The organism is Streptomyces sp. NPDC046887, assembly GCF_040644755.1.
GTDB lineage: Bacteria > Actinomycetota > Actinomycetes > Streptomycetales > Streptomycetaceae > Streptomyces > Streptomyces lichenis.
Genome location: NZ_JBEYXH010000022.1, coordinates 83,002 through 102,874, shown reverse-complemented (window position 1 = coordinate 102,874; position 19,873 = coordinate 83,002). Strand labels below are relative to the sequence as shown.

General features: G+C 74.2%; 18 protein-coding genes. 8 read left to right on the top strand and 10 right to left on the bottom strand.

Annotation, left to right across the window (positions count from 1 at the left end):
* Window positions 1-64 precede the first annotated feature (64 nt).
* The 3 genes from ABZ945_RS20995 to ABZ945_RS20985 all read left to right on the top strand — a co-directional run bounded on the left by ABZ945_RS20995 (window position 65) and on the right by ABZ945_RS20985 (window position 3,932).
* Window positions 65-1,165, top strand: coding sequence for a thiamine ABC transporter substrate-binding protein (locus tag ABZ945_RS20995; RefSeq protein WP_361271532.1), 1,101 nt, complete (start codon window positions 65-67; stop codon window positions 1,163-1,165).
* Window positions 1,166-1,275: 110 nt separating this feature from the next.
* Window positions 1,276-2,910, top strand: coding sequence for an iron ABC transporter permease (locus ABZ945_RS20990; RefSeq protein WP_361271561.1), 1,635 nt, complete (start codon window positions 1,276-1,278; stop codon window positions 2,908-2,910).
* A 5-nt stretch (window positions 2,911-2,915) separates the two neighbouring features.
* Window positions 2,916-3,932, top strand: a complete 1,017-nt coding sequence (locus ABZ945_RS20985; protein ID WP_361271558.1) for an ABC transporter ATP-binding protein — start codon at window positions 2,916-2,918, stop codon at window positions 3,930-3,932.
* Window positions 3,933-3,977: 45 nt separating this feature from the next.
* Here ABZ945_RS20985 and ABZ945_RS20980 read toward each other — a convergent pair whose 3' ends face one another.
* Together ABZ945_RS20980 and ABZ945_RS20975 are read right to left on the bottom strand one after the other, a co-directional pair.
* Window positions 3,978-4,646, bottom strand: a complete 669-nt coding sequence (locus tag ABZ945_RS20980) for a response regulator transcription factor (protein ID WP_361271530.1) — start codon at window positions 4,644-4,646, stop codon at window positions 3,978-3,980.
* Entirely contained in the window at window positions 4,640-5,845 is a 1,206-nt protein-coding gene (locus ABZ945_RS20975; protein ID WP_361271527.1) for a histidine kinase, read from the bottom strand. Before ABZ945_RS20975 ends, ABZ945_RS20980 begins: the two co-directional genes overlap by 7 nt.
* A 241-nt stretch (window positions 5,846-6,086) precedes the next feature.
* On the opposite strand from ABZ945_RS20975, the gene ABZ945_RS20970 reads away from it, so the two are divergent.
* Entirely contained in the window at window positions 6,087-7,220 is a 1,134-nt protein-coding gene (locus ABZ945_RS20970) for a hypothetical protein (protein WP_361271525.1), read from the top strand.
* Window positions 7,145-8,290 (top strand): glycosyltransferase family 4 protein, encoded by a 1,146-nt coding sequence (locus ABZ945_RS20965; protein ID WP_361271555.1) that lies wholly within the window; start codon window positions 7,145-7,147, stop codon window positions 8,288-8,290. Before ABZ945_RS20970 ends, ABZ945_RS20965 begins: the two co-directional genes overlap by 76 nt.
* Here the strand turns inward: ABZ945_RS20965 and ABZ945_RS20960 are convergent.
* The 5 genes from ABZ945_RS20960 to ABZ945_RS20940 all read right to left on the bottom strand — a co-directional run bounded on the left by ABZ945_RS20960 (window position 8,287) and on the right by ABZ945_RS20940 (window position 13,370).
* Complete coding sequence (locus ABZ945_RS20960) at window positions 8,287-9,408, bottom strand: LOG family protein (RefSeq protein WP_361271522.1); 1,122 nt, start codon at window positions 9,406-9,408, stop codon at window positions 8,287-8,289. The genes ABZ945_RS20965 and ABZ945_RS20960 overlap by 4 nt on opposite strands.
* A 21-nt stretch (window positions 9,409-9,429) precedes the next feature.
* Window positions 9,430-10,581, bottom strand: coding sequence for a hypothetical protein (locus tag ABZ945_RS20955; protein WP_361271520.1), 1,152 nt, complete (start codon window positions 10,579-10,581; stop codon window positions 9,430-9,432).
* Window positions 10,563-11,300 (bottom strand): ATP-binding cassette domain-containing protein, encoded by a 738-nt coding sequence (locus tag ABZ945_RS20950; RefSeq protein ID WP_361271518.1) that lies wholly within the window; start codon window positions 11,298-11,300, stop codon window positions 10,563-10,565. Before ABZ945_RS20950 ends, ABZ945_RS20955 begins: the two co-directional genes overlap by 19 nt.
* Window positions 11,301-11,514: 214 nt before the next feature.
* Window positions 11,515-12,894, bottom strand: coding sequence for an aspartate aminotransferase family protein (locus tag ABZ945_RS20945; RefSeq protein WP_361271516.1), 1,380 nt, complete (start codon window positions 12,892-12,894; stop codon window positions 11,515-11,517).
* On the bottom strand, window positions 12,879-13,370 hold the full coding sequence (locus ABZ945_RS20940; RefSeq protein WP_248636168.1) for an Lrp/AsnC family transcriptional regulator: 492 nt from the start codon (window positions 13,368-13,370) through the stop codon (window positions 12,879-12,881). Before ABZ945_RS20940 ends, ABZ945_RS20945 begins: the two co-directional genes overlap by 16 nt.
* Window positions 13,371-13,588: 218 nt before the next feature.
* On the opposite strand from ABZ945_RS20940, the gene ABZ945_RS20935 reads away from it, so the two are divergent.
* Together ABZ945_RS20935 and ABZ945_RS20930 are read left to right on the top strand one after the other, a co-directional pair.
* On the top strand, window positions 13,589-15,025 hold the full coding sequence (locus ABZ945_RS20935; protein ID WP_361271513.1) for a gamma-aminobutyraldehyde dehydrogenase: 1,437 nt from the start codon (window positions 13,589-13,591) through the stop codon (window positions 15,023-15,025).
* A 139-nt stretch (window positions 15,026-15,164) separates the two neighbouring features.
* Window positions 15,165-15,698, top strand: coding sequence for a hypothetical protein (locus tag ABZ945_RS20930; protein WP_361271511.1), 534 nt, complete (start codon window positions 15,165-15,167; stop codon window positions 15,696-15,698).
* A 23-nt stretch (window positions 15,699-15,721) separates the two neighbouring features.
* Here ABZ945_RS20930 and ABZ945_RS20925 read toward each other — a convergent pair whose 3' ends face one another.
* The 3 genes from ABZ945_RS20925 to ABZ945_RS20915 are packed head-to-tail and all read right to left on the bottom strand — an operon-like array spanning window position 15,722 to window position 18,257.
* Window positions 15,722-16,495, bottom strand: coding sequence for an SAM-dependent methyltransferase (locus tag ABZ945_RS20925; protein ID WP_361271509.1), 774 nt, complete (start codon window positions 16,493-16,495; stop codon window positions 15,722-15,724).
* A complete protein-coding gene (locus ABZ945_RS20920; RefSeq protein ID WP_361271506.1) occupies window positions 16,492-17,226 on the bottom strand; it encodes a glycerophosphodiester phosphodiesterase in 735 nt (244 codons plus the stop codon). The genes ABZ945_RS20925 and ABZ945_RS20920 overlap by 4 nt, the downstream gene beginning before the upstream one ends.
* 5 nt (window positions 17,227-17,231) lie before the next feature.
* A complete protein-coding gene (locus ABZ945_RS20915; protein WP_361271503.1) occupies window positions 17,232-18,257 on the bottom strand; it encodes an adenosine deaminase in 1,026 nt (341 codons plus the stop codon).
* Between the two features lie 116 nt (window positions 18,258-18,373).
* Between ABZ945_RS20915 and ABZ945_RS20910 the strand changes: the two genes are divergently transcribed.
* Window positions 18,374-19,084, top strand: a complete 711-nt coding sequence (locus tag ABZ945_RS20910) for a DUF4190 domain-containing protein (protein ID WP_361271500.1) — start codon at window positions 18,374-18,376, stop codon at window positions 19,082-19,084.
* Window positions 19,085-19,873: the final 789 nt, after the last annotated feature.

Genomic DNA, 19,873 nt, shown 5'->3' with positions numbered 1-19,873 from the left:
CGTGCCCTTCCCGGCGCCGGCGGGCGGGGCCGCGTCTCTTCCTGGTCACCCCCAGGAGGAATCAGTGTCCACCACCACCAGGATCGCGGCCGGTGCGCTGGCCGGCGCGCTGGGCGTCACGGCGCTCACCGCGTGCGGCGGCGACGGCGGGTCCGCCGGCGGGAGCGACGAGGGCGGCAAGACGTCCAAGACCGTCACCCTCGTCACCCATGACTCCTTCAACGCCTCCCCCGAGGTGCTGAAGAAGTTCACCCAGCGGACCGGGTACACCGTCAAGGTCCTCAAGAGCGGCGACGCCGGCGAGGCCGTCAACAAGGCGGTGCTGACGAAGGGCGCGCCGCAGGGGGATGTCTTCTTCGGCGTCGACAACACCCTGCTCTCCCGGGCCCTCGACAACGGGCTGTTCCAGCCGTACGAGGCCAAGGGCCTGGACCGGGTGCCGGAGGCGCTGCAGCTCGACAAGGGCGAGCACCGGGTCACCCCGGTCGACACCGGCGACATCTGCGTCAACTACGACAAGAAGTTCTTCGCCGACAGGAAGCTCGCACCGCCGAAGACCTTCGACGACCTGGCGAAGCCCGCCTACAAGGACCTGCTGGTGGTGGAGAACCCCGAGCGGTCCTCACCCGGCCTCGGCTTCCTGCTCGGCACCGCCGCCCGGTACGGCGACGGCGGCTGGCCGGACTACTGGAAGAAGCTCAAGGCCAACGGCGTCAAGGTGGTCGACAGCTGGGAGATCGCCTACAACCAGGAGTTCTCCGGCTCGGCCGGCGGACGGAAGGCCAAGGGCGACCGCCCGCTGGTCGTCTCCTACGCCTCCAGCCCGCCCGTCGAGGTGCTGTACGCCGAGCCGCAGCCCAAGGAGGCGCCCACCGGGGTGTCCACCGGCACCTGCTTCCAGCAGACCGAGTTCGCCGGGCTGCTGGACGGGGCGAAGAACCCCCAGGGCGGAAAGGCGCTGATCGACTTCCTGATCTCCCAGGACTTCCAGGAGGACGTGCCGCTCCAGATGTTCGTCAACCCGGTCGCCGAGGACGCCGAGCTGCCGAAGCTGTTCACCGAGCACGGCGCCAAGGCCGACGACCCGCACGCGCTCGACCCGAAGAAGATCGCCGCCAACCGCGACCAGTGGATCCAGACGTGGTCCTCCCTCGTCCTGAGGTAGTCGCGAAGACGGCGGAGAGCGCGGAGCAGACCGCCCCCGCCGCGGAAGGACCCGCGCGGAGTCTCGCGCGGCGGCGGGCGGTGCGCGCGGGGGCGCTGCGGGGCGCGCTGATGGCACTGCCGGTGGTGTTCTTCGCGGTCTTCTTCGCGTACCCGGTGGCCGCCATCACCGCCCGCGGCCTCGGCGCCGCCGGACCGGCCGGCACCGTGGGCACCGGCGGGGGCGGGCTCGACCTGGGCCGGATCGGGGAGGTGCTGGGTCGCTCCGACATCCTGGACGTGCTCTGGTTCACCACCTGGCAGGCACTGGCCTCCACCGGGCTCACTCTGCTGCTGGCGCTGCCCGGCGCCTATGTGATGGCCCGGTTCGCCTTCCCCGGCAAGCGGCTGCTGCGGGCGGTGGTCACCGTGCCGTTCGTGCTGCCCACCGTTGTCGTCGGCACCGCCTTCCTCGCCGTGGTCGGCCGGCGCGGGCTGCTGGACGAGCTGTGGGGGATCCGCCTGGACACCAGTGTCTGGGCCATCCTGCTCGCCCATGTCTTCTTCAACTACGCGGTGGTCGTCCGCACCGTCGGCGGGCTCTGGTCCCAGCTCGACCCGCGCCAGGAGGAGGCCGCCCGGGTGCTGGGCGCCTCCCGGCTCGGCGCCTTCCGCCGGGTGACGCTGCCGGCGCTCGCCCCGGCGGTGGCCGCCGCCGCGCTGATGGTCTTCCTCTTCACGTACACCTCCTTCGGCATCGTGCAGATCCTCGGCGGGCCCGCGTACACCACGCTGGAGGCCGAGATCTACCGGCAGACCGCGCAGCTGCTCGACCTGCCGACGGCCGCGGTGCTCACCCTGGTGCAGTTCGCCGCGGTCGGCGGGGTGCTGGCCGTACACGCCTGGACGGTACGGAGGCGGGAGACCGCGCTGCGGCTGGTGGACCCGGCCACCACCGCCCGTCGCCCGCGCTCCACCACCCAGTGGGCGCTGCTGGTCGGCGTCCTCGCCTCGGTCGCCGTGCTGCTGCTGCCGCTCGGGGTGCTGGTGGCCCGCTCCTTCGGCGGACCGGACGGGCTGCTGTACTATCGGGCGCTGGCCGACGCGGGCGCCTCCGGCGGCACCTTCCTGGTCGCCCCGCTCACCGCCATCGGCACCTCGCTGACGTACGCGCTCGCCGCCACCGCCATCGCCGTGCTGGTCGGCGGGCTGGCCGCGGCGGCGCTGACCAGGCGGGCCGGTCGGCTGGTCCGGGGCTTCGACGCGCTGCTGATGCTGCCGCTCGGGGTGTCCGCGGTCACCGTCGGCTTCGGCTTCCTCATCGCGCTGGACGAGCCGCCGCTCGATCTGCGCGCCTCCTGGTGGCTGGTGCCGCTGGCCCAGGCGCTGGTCGGGGTGCCGTTCGTGGTGCGCACCATGCTGCCGGTGCTGCGCGCCGTGGACGCAACGCTGCGGGAGGCGGCCGCGGTGCTCGGTGCCTCCCCGTGGCGGGCCTGGCGGGAGGTGGACCTGCCGCTGGTGAGCCGGGCGCTGCTGGTGGCCGCCGGGTTCGCGTTCGCCGTCTCGCTCGGCGAGTTCGGGGCGACGGTGTTCATCGCCCGGCCTGACAGCCCGACCCTGCCGGTGGCCGTGGCCCGGCTGATCGGCCGGCCCGGCGACCTCAACTACGGGCAGGCGATGGCCCTGTCCACGATCCTGATGGTGGTGTGCGCGGTGTCCCTGCTGCTGCTGGAACGTGTCCGGGCCGACCGCGCCGGGGAGCTGTGAGCACCATGCTGACCCTGGAGAAGGTGACCGTCCGCTTCGGCGGCCGGCTGGCGCTGGACGCGGTGGACCTGGCGGTCGCCGACCACGAGACCGTGTGTGTGCTGGGGCCCAGCGGCAGCGGCAAGTCCACCCTGCTACGGGCGGTCGCCGGGCTGCAACCGGTGGACGGCGGACGGGTGCTGCTGGACGGCGCCGACCAGTCCGGGGTGCCGGTGCACCGCCGAGGGGTGGGGCTGATGTTCCAGGACCACCAGCTCTTCCCGCAGCGGGACGTCGGCGGGAACGTCGCCTTCGGGCTGCGGATGCGCGGCGCGGCCAAGGGCGAACAGGCCCGGCGGGTGGGGGAATTGCTGGAACTGGTCGGGCTGCCGGGCGCCGAGCGGCGGGCGGTGGCCCGGCTGTCCGGCGGCGAGCAGCAGCGGGTCGCCCTGGCCCGGGCGCTGGCCCCCAGCCCCCGGCTGCTGATGCTGGACGAACCGCTGGGCCAGCTCGACCGGGGCCTGCGCGAGCGGCTGGTGGTGGAGCTGCGGCAGCTGTTCGGGCGGCTCGGCACCACCGTGCTGGCCGTCACCCACGACCAGGGCGAGGCGTTCGCGCTGGCCGACCGGGTGGTGGTGATGCGGGACGGGCGGATCGCCCAGAGCGGCACTCCGCGCGAGGTGTGGCAGCACCCGGTGGACGAGTTCACCGCGCGCTTCCTCGGCTTCGAGAACGTGACGGAGGCGACGGTACGGGGCGAGGCGGCCGACACCGCCTGGGGCACCGTCCCGGTGCCGGCCGGCTCCCCACAGGGCCGGCGCCCGCTGCTGGTCCGCCCCGCCGGGGTGCGGCTGACCGCCCCCGCCGACGGGCTGCGCTGCACCGTCGAGGCCCGCACCTTCCGCGGCCACCATGTCGCCCTGCGGCTCCGCCCGGAGAGCGGCCCCCCGCTGGAGGCGGTCTGCGCCCTGCGCGACACCCCGGAGGAGGGCGCCGAGGTGGGCGCGGTCTTCACGGCCGAGGAGATCGTGGTCCTGGGCTGAGCCCGGTGGCCGGGCCGCATGCCGGGGCCGGCCCCCCGGCGGCGCTCAGCGGGTGCCGGAGCCCGGGCGGACCAGGCCCAGTTCGTAGGCGAGGATCACCGCCTGCGCCCGGTCCCGCAGGCCTTGTTTGGCGAAGAGGCGGTTGATATGGGTCTTCACCGTGTGGTCGGTGATGGTCAGCCGCTCGGCGATGTCCGCGTTGGACAGCCCCCGGGCGATCAGCACCAGCACCTCCTCCTCCCGCGCGGTCAGCCCGGTGACCGGCGCGGATGCCCGCGGGCCGGGCCGCTGCCGGGCGAACTCGGCCACCAGCCGCCGGGTGACCCCGGGCGCCAGCAGTGCGTCGCCGCGCGCCACCACCCGTACCGCGTGCAGCAGTTCGGGGAAGGTGGCGTCCTTCAGCAGAAAGCCGCTCGCCCCGGCCGCCAGCGCCTCGTAGACATACTCGTCCAGGTCGAAGGTGGTCAGCATCAGGACCCTGATCGATCCGTCGGAGGCGGCGAGGATACGGCGGGCCGCCTCGATGCCGTCCAGCCGCGGCATCCGGATGTCCAGCAGCACCACATCCGGCCGCTGCTCGGCCACCACCCGCACCGCCGCCGCCCCGTCCTCCGCCTCCCCGACCACCTCGATGTCCTCCGCCGTCCCCAGCAGACCGACGAACCCGGCCCGCACCACCGCCTGGTCGTCCGCGACCACCGTCCTGATCACCACGGCAGCTCCGCCTCCACCAGGAACCCGCCGCGCGGACCGGGACCCGCGCTCACCCGGCCGCCCAGCAGCGCGGCCCGCTCCCGCATCCCGGTCAGCCCGTGCCCGGCCCCGGCCCGCCCCGGCTCCGCCGCACCGCCCAGCGGACCCGGGCCGTCGTCCTCCACCCGTACGGTCAGCAGGCCCGGGCCGTAGTCCAGCGCCACCACCGCCCGGGCGCCCGGGGCGTGCCGGCGGGTGTTGGTCAGCGCCTCCTGCACGATCCGGTACGCCGACAGCTCCCAGCCCGCCGGCAGTGCCACCCGGTCCCCGCTGACTTCCAACTCGGCCCGGGCGCCCGCCGCCCGGTGCTGCTCCACCAGCTCCGGAAGCCCGTCCAGGGTCGGCTGCGGGGAGGTGGCGGGCGCCCCCTCGCCCGCCCGGGTGCGCAGCACGCCCAGCAGCCGCCGCAGCTCCGCCATGGACGCCCTGGCGGTGCCCGCGATCTCCTGGAGCGCGTCCCGGGCCGCCGGACCGAGGTCGGGGGTGGTGTAGGTGGCGCTCTCCGCCCGTACCGCGATCACTGACACCGAGTGCGCCACCACATCATGCAACTCCCTCGCTATGGAAGCCCGTTCCTCCTCGGCGGCCTGCCGGCGCTCCATGGCGAGCAGCCGCTGCTGGGCCGAGTCCCGCTCCCGGCGCGCCTCCGCCCGGGCCCGTACCGCGTCCCCCGCGCTCACCGCGCCGATCATCACCACCGTCAACAGAAACGCCTCCGCGTACAGCCCCGGGTCCAGTCGGTCGCCGCGCACCGGCACCGGGACGGCGCTCCGCATCAGCCCGGCCCACTTCTGGATGTGCACCAGATTCACCCCCAGCGCGGCCAGCGCACCCGCGCCGATCAGCAGCGCCGGGTGCTGCACCCGCCGGCGCCCCAGGGTGTACAGCCCGCACACCCCGCTGACCATGGTCACCAGATAGAGGTTGGTGTCGGCGGCGAACGCCAGCAGCCCGGCCGCCACGGTGAGGATCGCGGTCTCCGGCCGGGCCCGGCGCCACATCAGCGAGGCCGCCGACACCAGCACCGACACCGTCACCCACGGGGTGCCGGGGAAGAGGACCAGTTCGGCGGCGGCGGCCGCGGTCAGGGCGGCCCCGGAGGCCCAGGGATAGGCGGGGTGCGCCACGGTCCGGCGCAGCGAGCGGGCGAGCACGTTCATGGCAGCCGATTCTCCCGGGCCGGGCCGGTCGCGCGCGTCGGAGCAGGGGTTGATCCTCCGGCCCGGCTCATGCCCCGGGTGGAGGGCGGGGTGCGGCCCGGCGGTTGACGCCCGGCGGGGTGGCCCGCTCCTAGCGTCGGGAGGCATGCGAGGGAGACGAAGGCCCTGGTCAGGGCGGTGGGAGCAGTGGGAGCGGTGGGTGTGGGCCGGGTGCGCCGGGGCGAGCGCGGGGTTCGCGTGGGTGGCCGGGCCCTGGCCGCACCGGGTGTGGGGCGGCTGCGCGGCGATCGGTTACGCGACGGCCGCGCTGCTCGGTGGGCGGTGGGCGTTTCCGGTGGCGGGGCTGGGGGCGGTGGCCGTCCCACTGGGGTGGCTGACCGTCCTGGGGCGGGGGCAGTTGGAGGTGGCCGTGGTCGAGCGGTCCGGCCGGCTGCTGCTGGCCACCGGCTCCCCGTACCCGCCGGACCCGGGCCGACTCGCCGACTACACGCCCTATCTGCCCGGTATGGCGGTGTTCGGGGCGCTGCCCGGTGATCCGCGCTGGTGGCTGGGCGGGGTGTTCGTCGGCTCTCTGTGGGTGGTGGGGCGGTTGGGGGCGCCTCCGCCGATGCGGTGGCTGGTGATCTGCCCACCGGTCGCGTTGCCGCTGGCCACCGGCGGGGTGGATCTGCCGCTCGCCGGGCTGATGTGCCTGGGGCTGGCGCTGGCCGGACGTGGCCGGGCGGTACCGGCCGGGCTGGTCCTCGGGCTGGCCGCCACCCTGAAGTGGACCGCCTGGCCCGCGCTGCCGGTGGCCGCCGCCCTGCTCGCCGCCCGTGAGCCGCTGGGCCGCCGAGCGGGGCCGGGATCGCCGGTGCCTTCCGTTCCCGGCCGTCGGAGCGGGCCGTATGCGCCCGGCCGCCGGTCCGCGCTGCGGTGTACGGGCGTGGCGCTCGCCACCGCCGCGGCCGGGACCCTGCCCGCCCTCCTCGCCGACCCGGATGCCTTCCGCGCCCATGTCGTGGATTTCCCCCTGGGGTTGACCACGACCGCCTCACCGGCGGCCAGTCCGCTACCCGGGCCGCTGCTGGCCGCCTACGCCCCCGGCGGCACCCTTCTGGCCGCCGCGCTGCTCACCACCGCCGCCCTGCTGCTGGCGCTGTCACTGGTGGTCCGTCCGCCCCGTACCACCGCCGCGGCCGCCGCCCGGCTCGCCCTCGGCCTGGCCCTGGCCACCGCCCTGATGCCCGCGTCCCGCTTCGGCTATCTGGTCCACCCGCTCGTCCTGCTCGCCACCCTCTGGAGGCCTCCGTGCCCGGCATCCCCGTCACCCTGGTCGTCACCAATGACTTCCCGCCCCGCCAAGGCGGCATCGAGACCTTCGTCAAGCAGCTGACCGACCGCTTCCCGCTCGGCCGGGTCGTGGTGTACACCTCCGCCGAGCCGGGCGGGGCCGCCCATGACGCCGCGCTGCCGTACCCGGTGGTCCGGGACCGGGCCCGGATGCTGCTGCCCACGCCGCGGACCACCGCCCGGGCGGTGGCGCTGGCCCGGGAGCACGGTTGCGAGGCGGTCTGGTTCGGGGCCGCCGCCCCGCTCGGGCTGATGGCGCCCCGGCTGCGCCGGGAGGCCGGGGTGCGCCGGGTGGTCGCCACCACCCATGGCCATGAGGTGTGGTGGGCCCGCACCCCGGGCGCCGCCGCGCTGCTGCGCCGTATCGGGCGGGGCGCCGACGCGGTCACCTACCTCGGCGCGGCGACCCGCGCCCCGCTGGCCCGTGCCCTCGGCTCCGGGGCGCGGCTGGTGCGGATGGTGCCCGGGGTGGACGCGGCCGCCTTCGCCGGGGGCGTTCCGGGGCGGATACGGCGGCGGCTCGGGCTGCCCGCCGAGGCGCCCGTGGTGCTGTGCGCGGCCCGGCTGGTGCCGCGCAAGGGGCAGGACACCCTGATCCGGGCGCTGCCCCTGGTACGCGCCCGGGTGCCGGGCACCCGGCTGCTGCTGGTGGGCGCCGGACCGGACGAGGCCCGGCTGCGTCGGCTGGCCGACCGGTACGGGGTGAGCGGGGCGGTGGTCTTCGCGGGTGGACGCCCGCATCGGGAGCTGCCCGACCACTACGCCGCCGCCGATGTGTTCGCCATGCCCTGCCGCACCCGCCGGGCCGGGCTGGAGCTGGAGGGCCTGGGCATCGTCTATCTGGAGGCCGCCGCGGCCGGACTGCCGGTGCTCGCCGGGCGCTCCGGCGGGGCGCCCGACACCGTCCGGGACGGTGAGACCGGGTTCGTGGTGGACGGCCGGGATGTGGCGGCGGTGGCCGGGCGGCTGACCGGGCTGCTCGGTGATCGAGCGGCGGCCGCCGCGATGGGCGCCCGGGGGCGGGAGCGGGTGGCGGCCGACTGGAGCTGGGAGGGCGCCTGGGAGGTGCTGGCCGGGCTGCTCGGCGAAGGGGCCCCGGTCGGCGGGCGCTAGCGGGCCCGGCCGCCGAGCCGGAGCAGCGCCTCGGGGGCCTCCTCCACGGTGTCCACCAGGGCGATCCGGTGGGCCATCGACCGCTCACCGGCGAGGGCTTGGAGCAGCGGCCAGGCGGGCAGGCGCTCGGTCCAGTGGGCGCGGTTCACGAGCACCATGGGGGTCGGCTCGCCGCGGGACTCGTAGTAGTTGGGGGTGGCGTTGTCGAACACCTCCTGGACGGTCCCGGCCGCGCCGGGCAGGAAGACCACCCCGGCGGTGCAGCGGGCCAGCAGCCCGTCCTCGCGGGTGGCGTTGGCGAAGTACTTGGCCAGGTGCGAGGCGAAGGCGTTCGGCGGCTCATGCCCGTAGAACCAGGTGGGGATGCCCACGGAGGCACCGCCCTCGGGCCAGCGGGAGCGGACCGCGAAGGCGGCCCCGGCCCAGTCGCCGATGGACGGGACGAAGGACGGCTCCTTGGCGAGCAGGAGCAGCGCCTCGTCCAGCATGGGGTCGGCGTACGGGGCGGCGTAGGCGCCGAGGTTGGCGGCCTCCATGGCGCCGGGGCCGCCGCCGGTCGCCACGGTCAGCCCGGCGCGGGCCAGCGAGCGGCCGAGCCGGGCGGCCCCCTCGTACTCCACCGTGCCCCGGGCCATCGCGTGGCCGCCCATGACACCGACGACCGGCCGGCCGTGCAGATGCTCGTCCAGTGCGTCGGAGACCGAGTCGTCGTGCACGGCCCGCAGCATCGAGGCGAAGATGTCCCCGTCGGCCTTGGTCCGCTGGAACCAGGCGTAGGTCAGCGCGTCAGGGGTCGCCTCGTAGCCGCGCTCGGCCAGGCCCGCGTACAGCTCGGCGGGGGTGTAGAGGCTGCCCCGGTAGGGGTCGTACGGCAGGCCCGGGATCGGCGGGAAGACCAGCGCCCCGGCGAGGCGGACCCGGGCGGCGGCGTCCGGGTCCATGGGACAGCCGAGGAACACGGCGCCGTCCACGGGGAGTTCGAGGAGCGCGGGGGTGCGGTCGGTGAGGTCCACGGACTGCACCCGGAATCCGGCGAGGCTGCCGGCCGCGGCCACCTCGTCGAACTCCGGGAGCGTCTCTATCTCGTGGTCGGTGCGGTGCTCGGGGGAGTGGGCCATACGGGCCACCCTAGTTGGCGGCTAACGGCCCAGCGGCAGCGCGGCCAGTTGGGCGACCAGCCAGGTGAGGGGGAGGAAGACGGCCAGCAGCACACCGGCGCGCAGGGCGGCGGTGGTGCGCAGCAGGGCGGCGGGGGCGCCGAGGTCGGTGAGGGTGCCGGTGGTGGGGGCGCGTTCCTGGCGGGACTCGACGGCGGCGGTGAGCAGGGTGGCGACGGCGCAGAGGACGACCAGGGTGGCGCCGAGGGCGGTGAGGTCGCCGAACGGGCGGAACGCCTCCTGGCGGAAGAGGACCGTTCCGTCGAGGGTCACGGCGGCCACCGCGGCGGAGACGCCGAGCGGGCGGCCGATGCGGCGGGCCTCGGCCATCAGGGCGCGGCCGGCCAGCAGCCGGGCGGCGCCGGGGCGGCCGATCTGGAGCAGCCGGCCGGACAGGTGGGTGAGGCCGGGGCCGGCCACGGCGAGGCCGATGGAGGCGATCACCCAGCCGGCCAGCACGGCGCCACGGCCGCTGCCGAGGCCGCCGGGCAGGGCGGCGCCGCCGGCCGCGTAGGTCTCGGCGGCCAGGCCCAGGGCGACCAGGGTGACGCCCCAGGGCAGTCCGGCGGGCGGTTCCTCGGGGGTGGGGCGGGCGGCGTCCGGGTCCCTCTCGGTGGCGGGCGGCTCGCGGCGGGGGCGCAGCGCCAGCGCGACGGTGGCGGTGGCGGCGATCGGGACCACGGCCAGCAGGGTGAGCGCGGCAGGCAGCGGGAGCGGCCGGCCGGCGGCGGTCAGCTCGGCGGCGGCCCCGTCGAACGGCATCCCGCTCAGGTCGCCGCGCAGATGGAGGAAGACGGCGAGGGCGAGGAGGGAGCCGGTGAGGGCGGCCAGCGCGGTGGTGGCGGCCGCGAACAGGGCGAGTTTCGCCGGGCCGAGGCCGATGGCGGAGAGCCCGGGGCGGGGCCGGGTGCCGGGGTCGGTGCGGGCGATGGCGAGCGCCAGGTGCACGGTGGCGGCGACGGGCAGCAGGCACCAGGCGAGCCGGGCGGCCGGGGCCTCGCCGCCGGGGCGGGCCAGGGCGTAGGCGAGGGCGCACAGCAGCAGGAAGCCGGTGGTGGCGGAGGCCGCGGTGACCAGCAGCCGGCGAGCCAGCACCACCGGGTGCGCGCCGCGGGCTAGACGGAGAGCGAGCATGTGTCGCGCCCCTCCGCTCCGGTGGTGGCGGTGTACGGCGTCTCGCCGATGCGGCGGCCGTCCACCAGGTGCACCGCGCGGTCGGCGAGGGCCGCCACGTCCGGGTCGCCGGTGGCCAGCAGCACGGTGATGCGGTGCGAGCGGGCGGCGGCGGTGAGGGTGCGCAGCACCTGGTTGCCGGCGGCGCGGTGCAGCGCGGCGGTCGGCTCGTCGGCGAAGAGCAGCGGCGGCAGGGTGATCAGCGCGCGGGCGACGGCGATCCGCTGGCACTGGTCCTGGCGGAGCCGGTGCGGGCGCTGGTGGGCGCAGTCGCCGGCGTCCAGGCGGTCCAGCCAGTCCAGGGCGGCGCTCTTGGCGGCGCGGTGCGCGGTGCCGCGCAGCAGCAGCGGCAGGGCGGCGTTCTCCCAGCCGGTGAGTTCGGCGATCAGGGCGGGCTGGGTGCCGATCCAGCCGAAGGACTCGCGGCGCAGCTTCTCGCGCTGGAGCCGGTCCATGGAGTGCAGGGCGGTGCTGTGGAACCAGACCTCGCCTTCGGTGGGGACGAGCCGGCCGGACAGGCAGCGCAGCAGACTGGTCTTGCCGCTGCCGCGGGGGCCGCTGACCGCGAGGATCTCGCCCTCGCGCACCCCGAGGGAGACGCCCTGGAGCGCGGGGGAGCCGTTGGGGGAGTAGTGCAGGGCGCGTGCCCAGAGCACGTCGTTGTCCGGCGGTGCCACCATGGCGTACACCTCGCTGTCGGTTCCGTGCGTCGTCGCCCGCGTGCCCGGCCTTCCCTCGTACGGGGGAGTGGGGGTGGGGCCGATCGGTCAGGGGAACCGTAGGGAGCCGGTGGGCGGCTGCCGGGACAGCACACGGCCCGGGCCCGCCCATCTCACTCGGATGGGGCAGGTCCCGGGCCGCGTTCAGCCTACGATCGTACGAACTCGATCACGGTCACAGCTTCGTCCAGGCCTCGGTGAGGGTGGCCCGGAGGATCCGCTCGATCTCGTCGAACGTGGACTGGTCGGACACCAGCGGCGGCGCCAGCTGGACGACCGGGTCGCCGCGGTCGTCGGCGCGGCAGTACAGACCGTTGTCGTAGAGGGCCTTGGAGAGGAAGCCGTACAGGACGCGCTCGGTCTCCTCGTCGTTGAAGGACTCCTTGGTGGCCTTGTCCTTCACCAGCTCGATGCCGTAGAAGTAGCCGTTCCCTCGGACGTCGCCGACGATCGGCAGGTCGTTGAGCTTCTCCAGCGTGGCGCGGAAGGCGCCCTCGTTGTCCAGCACGTGCTGGGTGAGGTTCTCGCGCTCGAAGATGTCGAGGTTGGCGAGGCCCACCGCCGCGGAGACCGGGTGGCCGCCGAAGGTGTAGCCGTGCAGGAACGTGTTGTCGCCCTTGTAGAACGGCTCGGCGAGCCGGTCGGAGATGATGCAGGCGCCGATCGGGGAGTAGCCCGAGGTCATGCCCTTGGCGCAGGTGATCATGTCCGGCACGTAGTCGAACTTGTCGCAGGCGAAGATCGTGCCCAGCCGGCCGAAGGCGCAGATGACCTCGTCGGAGACGAGCAGCACGTCGTACTGGTCGCAGATCTCGCGGACCCGCTGGAAGTACCCGGGCGGCGGCGGGAAGCAGCCGCCGGCGTTCTGCACCGGCTCCAGGAAGACCGCGGCGACGGTGTCGGGGCCCTCGAAGAGGATCTGCTGCTCGATCTGGTCGGCGGCCCAGCGGCCGAAGGCCTCCGGGTCGTCGCCGAAGAGCGGGGCGCGGTAGATGTTGGTGTTGGGCACCTTGTGCGCGCCCGGCACCAGCGGCTCGAACGGGGCCTTCAGCGCCGGCAGGCCGGTGATGGACAGGGCGCCCTGCGGGGTGCCGTGGTAGGCGACCGCACGGGAGATGACCTTGTGCTTGGTGGGCTTGCCGACCAGCTTGAAGTACTGCTTGGCCAGCTTCCAGGCGGTCTCCACCGCCTCGCCGCCGCCGGTGGTGAAGAAGACCTTGTTCAGGTCGCCGGGGGCGTGGTGGGCCAGGCGCTCGGCCAGCTCCACGGCCTTGGGGTGGGCGTACGACCACACCGGGAAGAAGGCGAGCTCCTGGGCCTGCTTGGCGGCGGCCTCGGCCAGCTCGGTGCGGCCGTGGCCGGCCTGCACCACGAACAGCCCGGCCAGGCCGTCGAGGTAGCGCTTGCCCTTGTCGTCGAAGATGTAGGTGCCCTCGCCGCGGACGATGGTCGGGACGGGGCTGTTCTCGTACGACGACATGCGGGTGAAGTGCATCCACAGGTGGTCGTACGCGGTCTTGGAGAGGTCCTTGGTCACGGCTATCGGGTTCCCCACATATAGGTCTGCTTCTTGAGCTTGAGGTAGACGAAGCTCTCGGTGGAGCGCACACCGGGGAGGGTGCGGATGCGCTTGTTGATGACCTCCAGAAGGTGGTCGTCGTCCTCGCAGACGATCTCCACCATCAGGTCGAAGGAGCCCGCGGTCATCACCACGTACTCGCATTCGGCCATCGCGGTCAGCGCTTCGGCCACCGGGTCCAGGTCGCCCTCGACGTTGATGCCGACCATCGCCTGGCGGCGGAAGCCCACGGTGAGCGGGTCCGTCACGGCGACGATCTGCATGACTCCCTGATCGAGGAGCTTCTGCACGCGCTGGCGCACCGCGGCCTCGGAGAGGCCCACGGCCTTGCCTATGGCGGCGTACGGACGGCGTCCGTCCTCCTGGAGCTGTTCGATGATCGCCAGGGACACGGCGTCGATCGTCGGGGACGATCCGTTCCCGGTCCTGGGCTCTGCGCTTCGACTTGCCACATCCTCACCATGCACCGAGACCCGTCGGTCCCGCAACCCGGAACTGATGTAATTCGTTGATCAGAGGCCGATTCGCCACCGAATCCGAAGTTCGGGGCCGTCGGCCCTGTCGAAAGCGTCGCCTCAGCGATTAGGGTGGGACTGTCCAGCCTGTGGACACCCACCGGCCGGACCCCAGAGCACCACACAAGCACCGAGACCGACAGGAGGGGTGGCACGTGACCACCGAGCTGCGTCGTCTGCGCAACTACATCAACGGGGAGTTCAAGGACGCCGCCGACGGACGGACCATCGACGTGGTCAACCCGGCCACCGGCGAGGTGTACGCGACGTCCCCGCTGTCCGGACAGGCCGACGTCGACGCCGCCATGGAGGCCGCCGCGGCCGCCTTCCCGGCCTGGCGCGACACCACCCCGGCCGAGCGCCAGAAGGTGCTGCTGAAGATCGCCGACGCCTTCGAGGAGCGCGCCGAGGAGCTCATCGCCGCCGAGTGCGAGAACACCGGCAAGCCCACCGCTCTGATGCGCTCCGAGGAGATCCCCCCGGCGGTCGACCAGATCCGCTTCTTCGCCGGCGCCGCCCGTCTGCTGGAGGGCCGCTCGGCCGGCGAGTACATGGAGGGCCTGACCTCCATCGTCCGCCGTGAGCCGGTCGGGGTCTGCGCCCAGGTCGCCCCCTGGAACTACCCGCTGATGATGGCGGTGTGGAAGTTCGCCCCGGCGCTCGCCGCGGGCAACACCGTGGTGCTCAAGCCGTCCGACACCACCCCCGCCTCCACCGTGCTGATCGCCGAGATCATCGGCGCCATCGTGCCCAAGGGCGTCTTCAACGTGCTCTGCGGCGACCGCACCACCGGCAGCGCCATGGTCGAGCACCCGGTGCCCGCGATGGCCTCCATCACCGGCTCGGTACGCGCCGGCATCCAGGTCGCCGCCTCCGCCGCCAAGGACGTCAAGCGGGTCCACCTGGAGCTCGGCGGCAAGGCCCCGGTCGTGGTCTTCGAGGACACCGACATCGCCAAGGCCGTCGAGGACATCTCGGTGGCCGGCTTCTTCAACGCCGGCCAGGACTGTACGGCCGCCACCCGGGTGCTGGTCCACGAGTCCATCCACGACGAGTTCGTCTCCCAACTGGCCAAGGCCGCCGCCGAGACCAAGACCGGCGCGAGCGACGACGAGGACGTGCTCTACGGGCCGCTCAACAACGAGAACCAGCTCAAGCAGGTCACCGGCTTCGTCGACCGCCTCCCGGCGCACGCCAAGGTCGAGTCCGGCGGCCACCGGGTCGGCGAGAAGGGCTACTTCTACGCCCCCACCGTGGTCTCCGGCCTCCAGCAGGACGACGAGATCATCCAGAACGAGGTCTTCGGCCCCGTCATCACCGTCCAGTCCTTCACCGACGAGGCCCAGGCCCTGGAGTACGCCAACGGCGTCGAGTACGCGCTGGCCTCCTCCGTCTGGACCAAGGACCACGCCCGCGCCATGCGGATGTCCAAGGCGCTGGACTTCGGCTGCGTCTGGATCAACACCCACATCCCGCTGGTCGCCGAGATGCCGCACGGCGGCTTCAAGAAGTCCGGCTACGGCAAGGACCTCTCCGCGTACGGCTTCGAGGACTACACCCGCGTCAAGCACGTGATGACATCCCTCGGCTGATCCCTGCTCACGGCCGCAGGCCCCGCCCTCTCACGGGCCGGGGCCTGTGGCCTTTTCGGGGCCTGTGGCCGTTCCGGGGACCCGTGCTTTTCGGGGCCCTGTGTAAAGGCCGCGTAAACACCGGCGTACGCTTCCGATCATGAGCGAAGTCGGCGCCCTGCAGCGGCGCATACGCCGGTGGCTGGTCCTCTTCATCGTCTGCCTGGCGCTGAGCGGGCTGACGGCCTTCCCGCTCGTCACCGAGATGCGGCTCGCGGTCGACGCCCTGAACGGCTGGGCGTCCTTCCTCGCCGACGCCTTCCCGGGGTTGGAGGGGTGGATGCTCCGGGTCCAGGAGGGCGTCAACACCGCCGACGGGCGCTACCCGTTCCTGCTCTACGGCACCGACTGGCTGGCCTTCGCCCATCTGGTCATCGCCGTCGCCTTCTACGGCCCCTACCGCGACCCGGTGCGCAACATCTGGGTGATCGAGTTCGGCATGATCGCCTGCGCCGGGATCATCCCGCTGGCCCTGATCTGCGGCCCGATCCGGGGCATCCCCTTCTGGTGGTCGGTCATCGACATGTCCTTCGGGGTCTTCGGCATCCTGCCGCTGCTCGTGGTCCACCGCCTCATCAAGCGGCTGGAAGCCCTCACCGCCCCGGTCGGCCCTCGGCCGCTGACCATGGCCTGAGGGGTTCTCCCGCTCGGCGGCCGTTACGGCTTGCGGGCCACCGCGCCGAACTGGGCGACCTCGCCGGAGGCGGCGAACCGCCAGCTCGCGCAGGAGACCAGCCCCGGCTCCAGCAGCTCAAGCCCCTCGAAGAAGGACTCCACCTCGGCGCGGCCGCGGGCGGTGATCGGCGGGGTGGCGTGGGCGTTCCAGAAGTCCATCGCCTCCGCGTTGCCCTCGCCGCCCAGCTCCAGCGTCGGATGGGTCAGCACCAGATGGCTGCCGGAGGGCACCGCCGCCATCAGGGTCCGGACGATGGTCCGGGCCTCCTCGGTGTCCAGGACGAAGTTGAGGATGCCCAGCATCATCACCGCCACCGGGCGGTCCAGGTCGAGTATCCGGCCCGCGGCGGCGACGATCTCCTCCGGCCGGTGGGCGTCCGCGTCCACATACTCGGTCACCCCCTCCGGCGCGCCGGTGAGCAGCGCCCGGGCGTGGGTGAGGACGATCGGGTCGTTGTCCACGTAGACCACCCGGGCGTCCGGGGCGATCCGCTGGGCCACCTCATGGGTGTTGTCGGCGGTCGGCAGCCCGGTGCCGATGTCCAGGAACTGCCGTATCCCGGCCTCACCCGCGAGATAGCCCACCGCCCGGCCGAGGAACGCCCGGTCGGCCCGGGCCACCTCGCCGATGCTCGGGTACAGGGAGGTGACCTGCTTGCCCACCTCCCGGTCCACCGGGTAGTTGTCCTTGCCGCCCAGCCAGTAGTTCCAGACCCGGGCGTTGTGCGCGATGTCGGTGCGGATGCGGTCGTTCATGTGCGGCTCCCCTTCGCGACTCCCGGGGCACCGGCCGCCCGCAGTACGCGGCTGAGCGCGTCCACCCGGTTGGTGGTGATCGAGTCCACCCCGTGGGCGACCAGCCTACGCATGGTCCGGCGGGTGTCCGCGGTCCAGGCCGACACCAGCAGCCCGTCCCCGTGCACCCGGTCCACCAGCTCCCGACTCAGCAGCCCGAAGCGGTAGTTGAGCCAGCGCGGGGCGAGCGCCGCCAGCAGTACGGGACGGGGCGGGGCCAGGCTGGTCCAGGTGAGGGCGATCTCCGCGCCCGGGTCGGCGGCGCGCACCAGCAGCATCGCCGAGCCGCTGGAGCAGTAGAAGACCCGGTCGGCGGCGCCCTGCTCGTGCACCGCCCCGACCACGGCGCGGACCGAGGCCTCGGTGGCGCCCGGCAGGTCCAGCATCACCCGGCGCCCCTCGGTGGCGGCCAGCGCCTCCGCCAGCGTGGGCACCCCGTCGGCGCCCGGGCCGGTCAGCGCCCGCAGCTCGGCCAGGGTGAGTCCGGAGAGCGGGCGGTCCACCCGCCACAGCCGCTCCAGGGTGTCGTCGTGCAGCAGTACGGCCACCCCGTCCCAGGTCAGCCGGACGTCGATCTCCACCGCGTCCGCGCCCCGGGCGAACGCCGAGCGCAGCGAGGCGAGGGTGTTCTCCCGCACCCGGTACGGGTCGCCCCGATGCCCGACCACCGAGACCCCTCCGGTGGCGTGCACCGGCCTCAGCGGGCGATCCATGCCGCCGTGTACGCGTCGATCTCGGCACGGAGCCGGGTCTTCCCCGCCGGGTCCAGGAAGGAGGCCTCCACCGCCTGCTTGGCCAGGTCCGCCAGGCCGCGCTCGTCCAGCTCCAGCAGCCGGGCGGCGACCTCGTACTCGGTGTTGAGGTCGGTGCCGAACATCGGCGGGTCGTCCGAGTTGATGCTCACCAGTACCCCGGCCTCCACCATGGTCCGCAGCGGGTGCTCGTCCAGGGCGGCCACCGCCCGGGTGGCGATGTTGGAGGTGGGGCAGACCTCCAGCGGGATGCGGTGCTCGGCGAGGTGGGCGAGTAGCCGCTCGTCCTGCACCGCGCTGGTGCCATGGCCGATGCGCTCGGCGCGCAGCTCGTTCAGCGCGTCCCAGATGGTCTCCGGCCCGGTGGTCTCCCCGGCGTGCGGCACCGAGTGCAGCCCGGCCGCGATGGCGCGGTCGAAGTACGGCTTGAACTGCGGACGCGGCACCCCGATCTCCGGGCCGCCCAGCCCGAAGCCGACCAGCCCGTCCGGCCGCAGGTCCACCGCCAGCCGGCAGGTCTCCTCGGCGGCCTGCAGACCGGCCTCGCCGGGGATGTCGAAGATCCACCGCAGCACCACCCCGAGTTCCGCCTCGGCCGCGCGCCGGGCGTCCTCGATGGCGTCCATGAACGCCTTCTCGTCGATCCCGCGCCGGGTCGAGCTGAACGGGGTGACGGTCAGCTCGGCGTACCGGATGTTCTGCCGGGCCATGTCCCGGGCCACCTCGAAGGTGAGCAGCCGGACGTCCTCGGGGGTCCTGACCAGGTCCACCACCGACAGATACACATCGACGAAGTGGGCGAAGTCGGTGAACACGAAGTAGTCCACCAGCGCCTCGGGATCGGTGGGCACCTTGGAGTCCGGGTGCCGGGCGGCCAGCTCCGCCACGATCCGGGGCGAGGCGGAGCCCACATGGTGCACATGCAGCTCGGCCTTGGGCAGGCCGGCGATGAAGGGGCGCAGTGCGGTCATCGGCTTTCCTCCGGTGGTGCAGGCGGGTGTACGGGTGGGTGTACGGGCCGCGAGGCTGGTCAGAGGTCATCGTAGGACGGCCGGATAACATGACCGGTACACGGATGGGGGAGTTCATGTCAGAGAAGCACGACCCGTACGACCCGTGGGCACCGCCCGGGGACGGGGCGTCCCCGGAGCGCCCGGCCGACCCGCCGGTGACGCCCCCACCCGGAAACGCACCGGGAAATCGCTCACCGGGAGTGCACGACTTCCCGACCATGACCTCGATGCCCGGCGCCGGCGGTGAGGTGCCCCCGCCGCCGACCGCCCCCGGCGGCCCGGCGCCCACCTCTCCCTACGGCTACCCCGACCCCACCGTGCCCCCGGGCGGCGGCTACGGCTATCCCGACCCGACGGTGACCTCCGGCGGCTACGGCTACCCGGTGCCGCCGCCCCCCGCCGCCTCCGGCTACCCGGGCTACCCCGGCTACGGCACCTGGGGCGCCCCCGCCCCGTCCAACGGCATGGGTGTCGCCGCGCTGGTGCTCGGCATCATCGGTGTGGTCCTCTTCTGCGCCTGGGGACTGGGGGTCATCCTCGGCATCCTGGCCCTGATCTTCGGCCTGATCGGCCGCCGGAAGGCCCGGCGCGGCGAGGCGGACAACGGCGGGATGGCCCTGGCCGGGGTGATCCTCGGCTCGGTCGCCATCGCCATCGGCGCGGGCTTCCTCGCCTTCCTCATCTGGTCCGTCGCCAACGACCCCGAGTTCTCCGACCCCGACCCGCCCCGCTACGACTCCGCGCTGGTCGTCTCCGACTCCGGATCCCCCCTCGGGCACCACTGAGCCCGCGTCCCGCCCTCCGCGGCCCGCGGGCCGGGCGACACCGAGCCCGTGAGCGCGGGTCCCTCCCCGGGCCCCGGTGGCACCGGGCCCCGCCCTCCGCGGCCCGCGGGCCGGGCGGCACCGAGCCCATGAGCGCGGGTCCCCCCCGGGCCCCGGCGGCACCGGGTCCTGCGCACTACTCCCGGCCCGGCGGCAGGCCCCGCGCCCCGAGCCCGCCCCCCCCGGCTGGGGCGCGGCCCCGAGCCCGCCGCACCCGGTCGGAGGCGCGGCCACGAGCCTCTGCCGGCACGCGTGACGGCCGTCGGGGCCCGTACGCGGGACGGCAACCGGGGCCCGTACGCGGGACGGCAACCGAGGCCCGCCCTATCCCTCCGGCCGGGGGCGCGGCCCCAAGTCGGGGCCCGCATATGACGGCCGCCCTGAGCCGCGGCCCGCACCTGTGGCGGCCGTACGGAAGCCCGTCCCATCCCGCTCCCGGCGGCGGCGCGCCCGAGTCTCGGCCCGTACGTGTGACGGTCCCCGGGGCCCGTACGGCGGCGGCCGCCAGGCCCCGCACGCATGCGTCAGCAGACCGGAGCGCGCACGCGCGGGCGGCGCCTGCCCGGAGAGCCACGCCACCCAGGGGGTCAGCGGCCCCGGCCCAAGGCTCCGGGCCGCCGGCGGCCCGGGGGGCCGCACGGGTGACGGTCACCCGGGGCGTAAGTGCGGCGGCGCCCGCCCGAAAGCCCGAGCACCCCGCACGCGCCCCAACATCAGGCGGTCGCCCGGGTCCGCGCCGCCCCCGCACGC

What these genes read in the sequence shown, in the direction of transcription:
- ABZ945_RS20990 (WP_361271561.1), top strand. Translation starts at nt 1,276, where the DNA reads ATGGCACTGCCGGTGGTGTTCTTCGCGGTCTTCTTCGCGTACCCGGTG.
- ABZ945_RS20985 (WP_361271558.1), top strand. Translation starts at nt 2,916, where the DNA reads ATGCTGACCCTGGAGAAGGTGACCGTCCGCTTCGGCGGCCGGCTGGCG.
- ABZ945_RS20975 (WP_361271527.1), bottom strand. Translation starts at nt 5,845, where the DNA reads ATGAACGTGCTCGCCCGCTCGCTGCGCCGGACCGTGGCGCACCCCGCC.
- ABZ945_RS20960 (WP_361271522.1), bottom strand. Translation starts at nt 9,408, where the DNA reads ATGGCCCACTCCCCCGAGCACCGCACCGACCACGAGATAGAGACGCTC.
- ABZ945_RS20955 (WP_361271520.1), bottom strand. Translation starts at nt 10,581, where the DNA reads ATGCTCGCTCTCCGTCTAGCCCGCGGCGCGCACCCGGTGGTGCTGGCT.
- ABZ945_RS20950 (WP_361271518.1), bottom strand. Translation starts at nt 11,300, where the DNA reads ATGGTGGCACCGCCGGACAACGACGTGCTCTGGGCACGCGCCCTGCAC.
- ABZ945_RS20930 (WP_361271511.1), top strand. Translation starts at nt 15,165, where the DNA reads ATGAGCGAAGTCGGCGCCCTGCAGCGGCGCATACGCCGGTGGCTGGTC.
- ABZ945_RS20925 (WP_361271509.1), bottom strand. Translation starts at nt 16,495, where the DNA reads ATGAACGACCGCATCCGCACCGACATCGCGCACAACGCCCGGGTCTGG.
- ABZ945_RS20915 (WP_361271503.1), bottom strand. Translation starts at nt 18,257, where the DNA reads ATGACCGCACTGCGCCCCTTCATCGCCGGCCTGCCCAAGGCCGAGCTG.
- ABZ945_RS20910 (WP_361271500.1), top strand. Translation starts at nt 18,374, where the DNA reads ATGTCAGAGAAGCACGACCCGTACGACCCGTGGGCACCGCCCGGGGAC.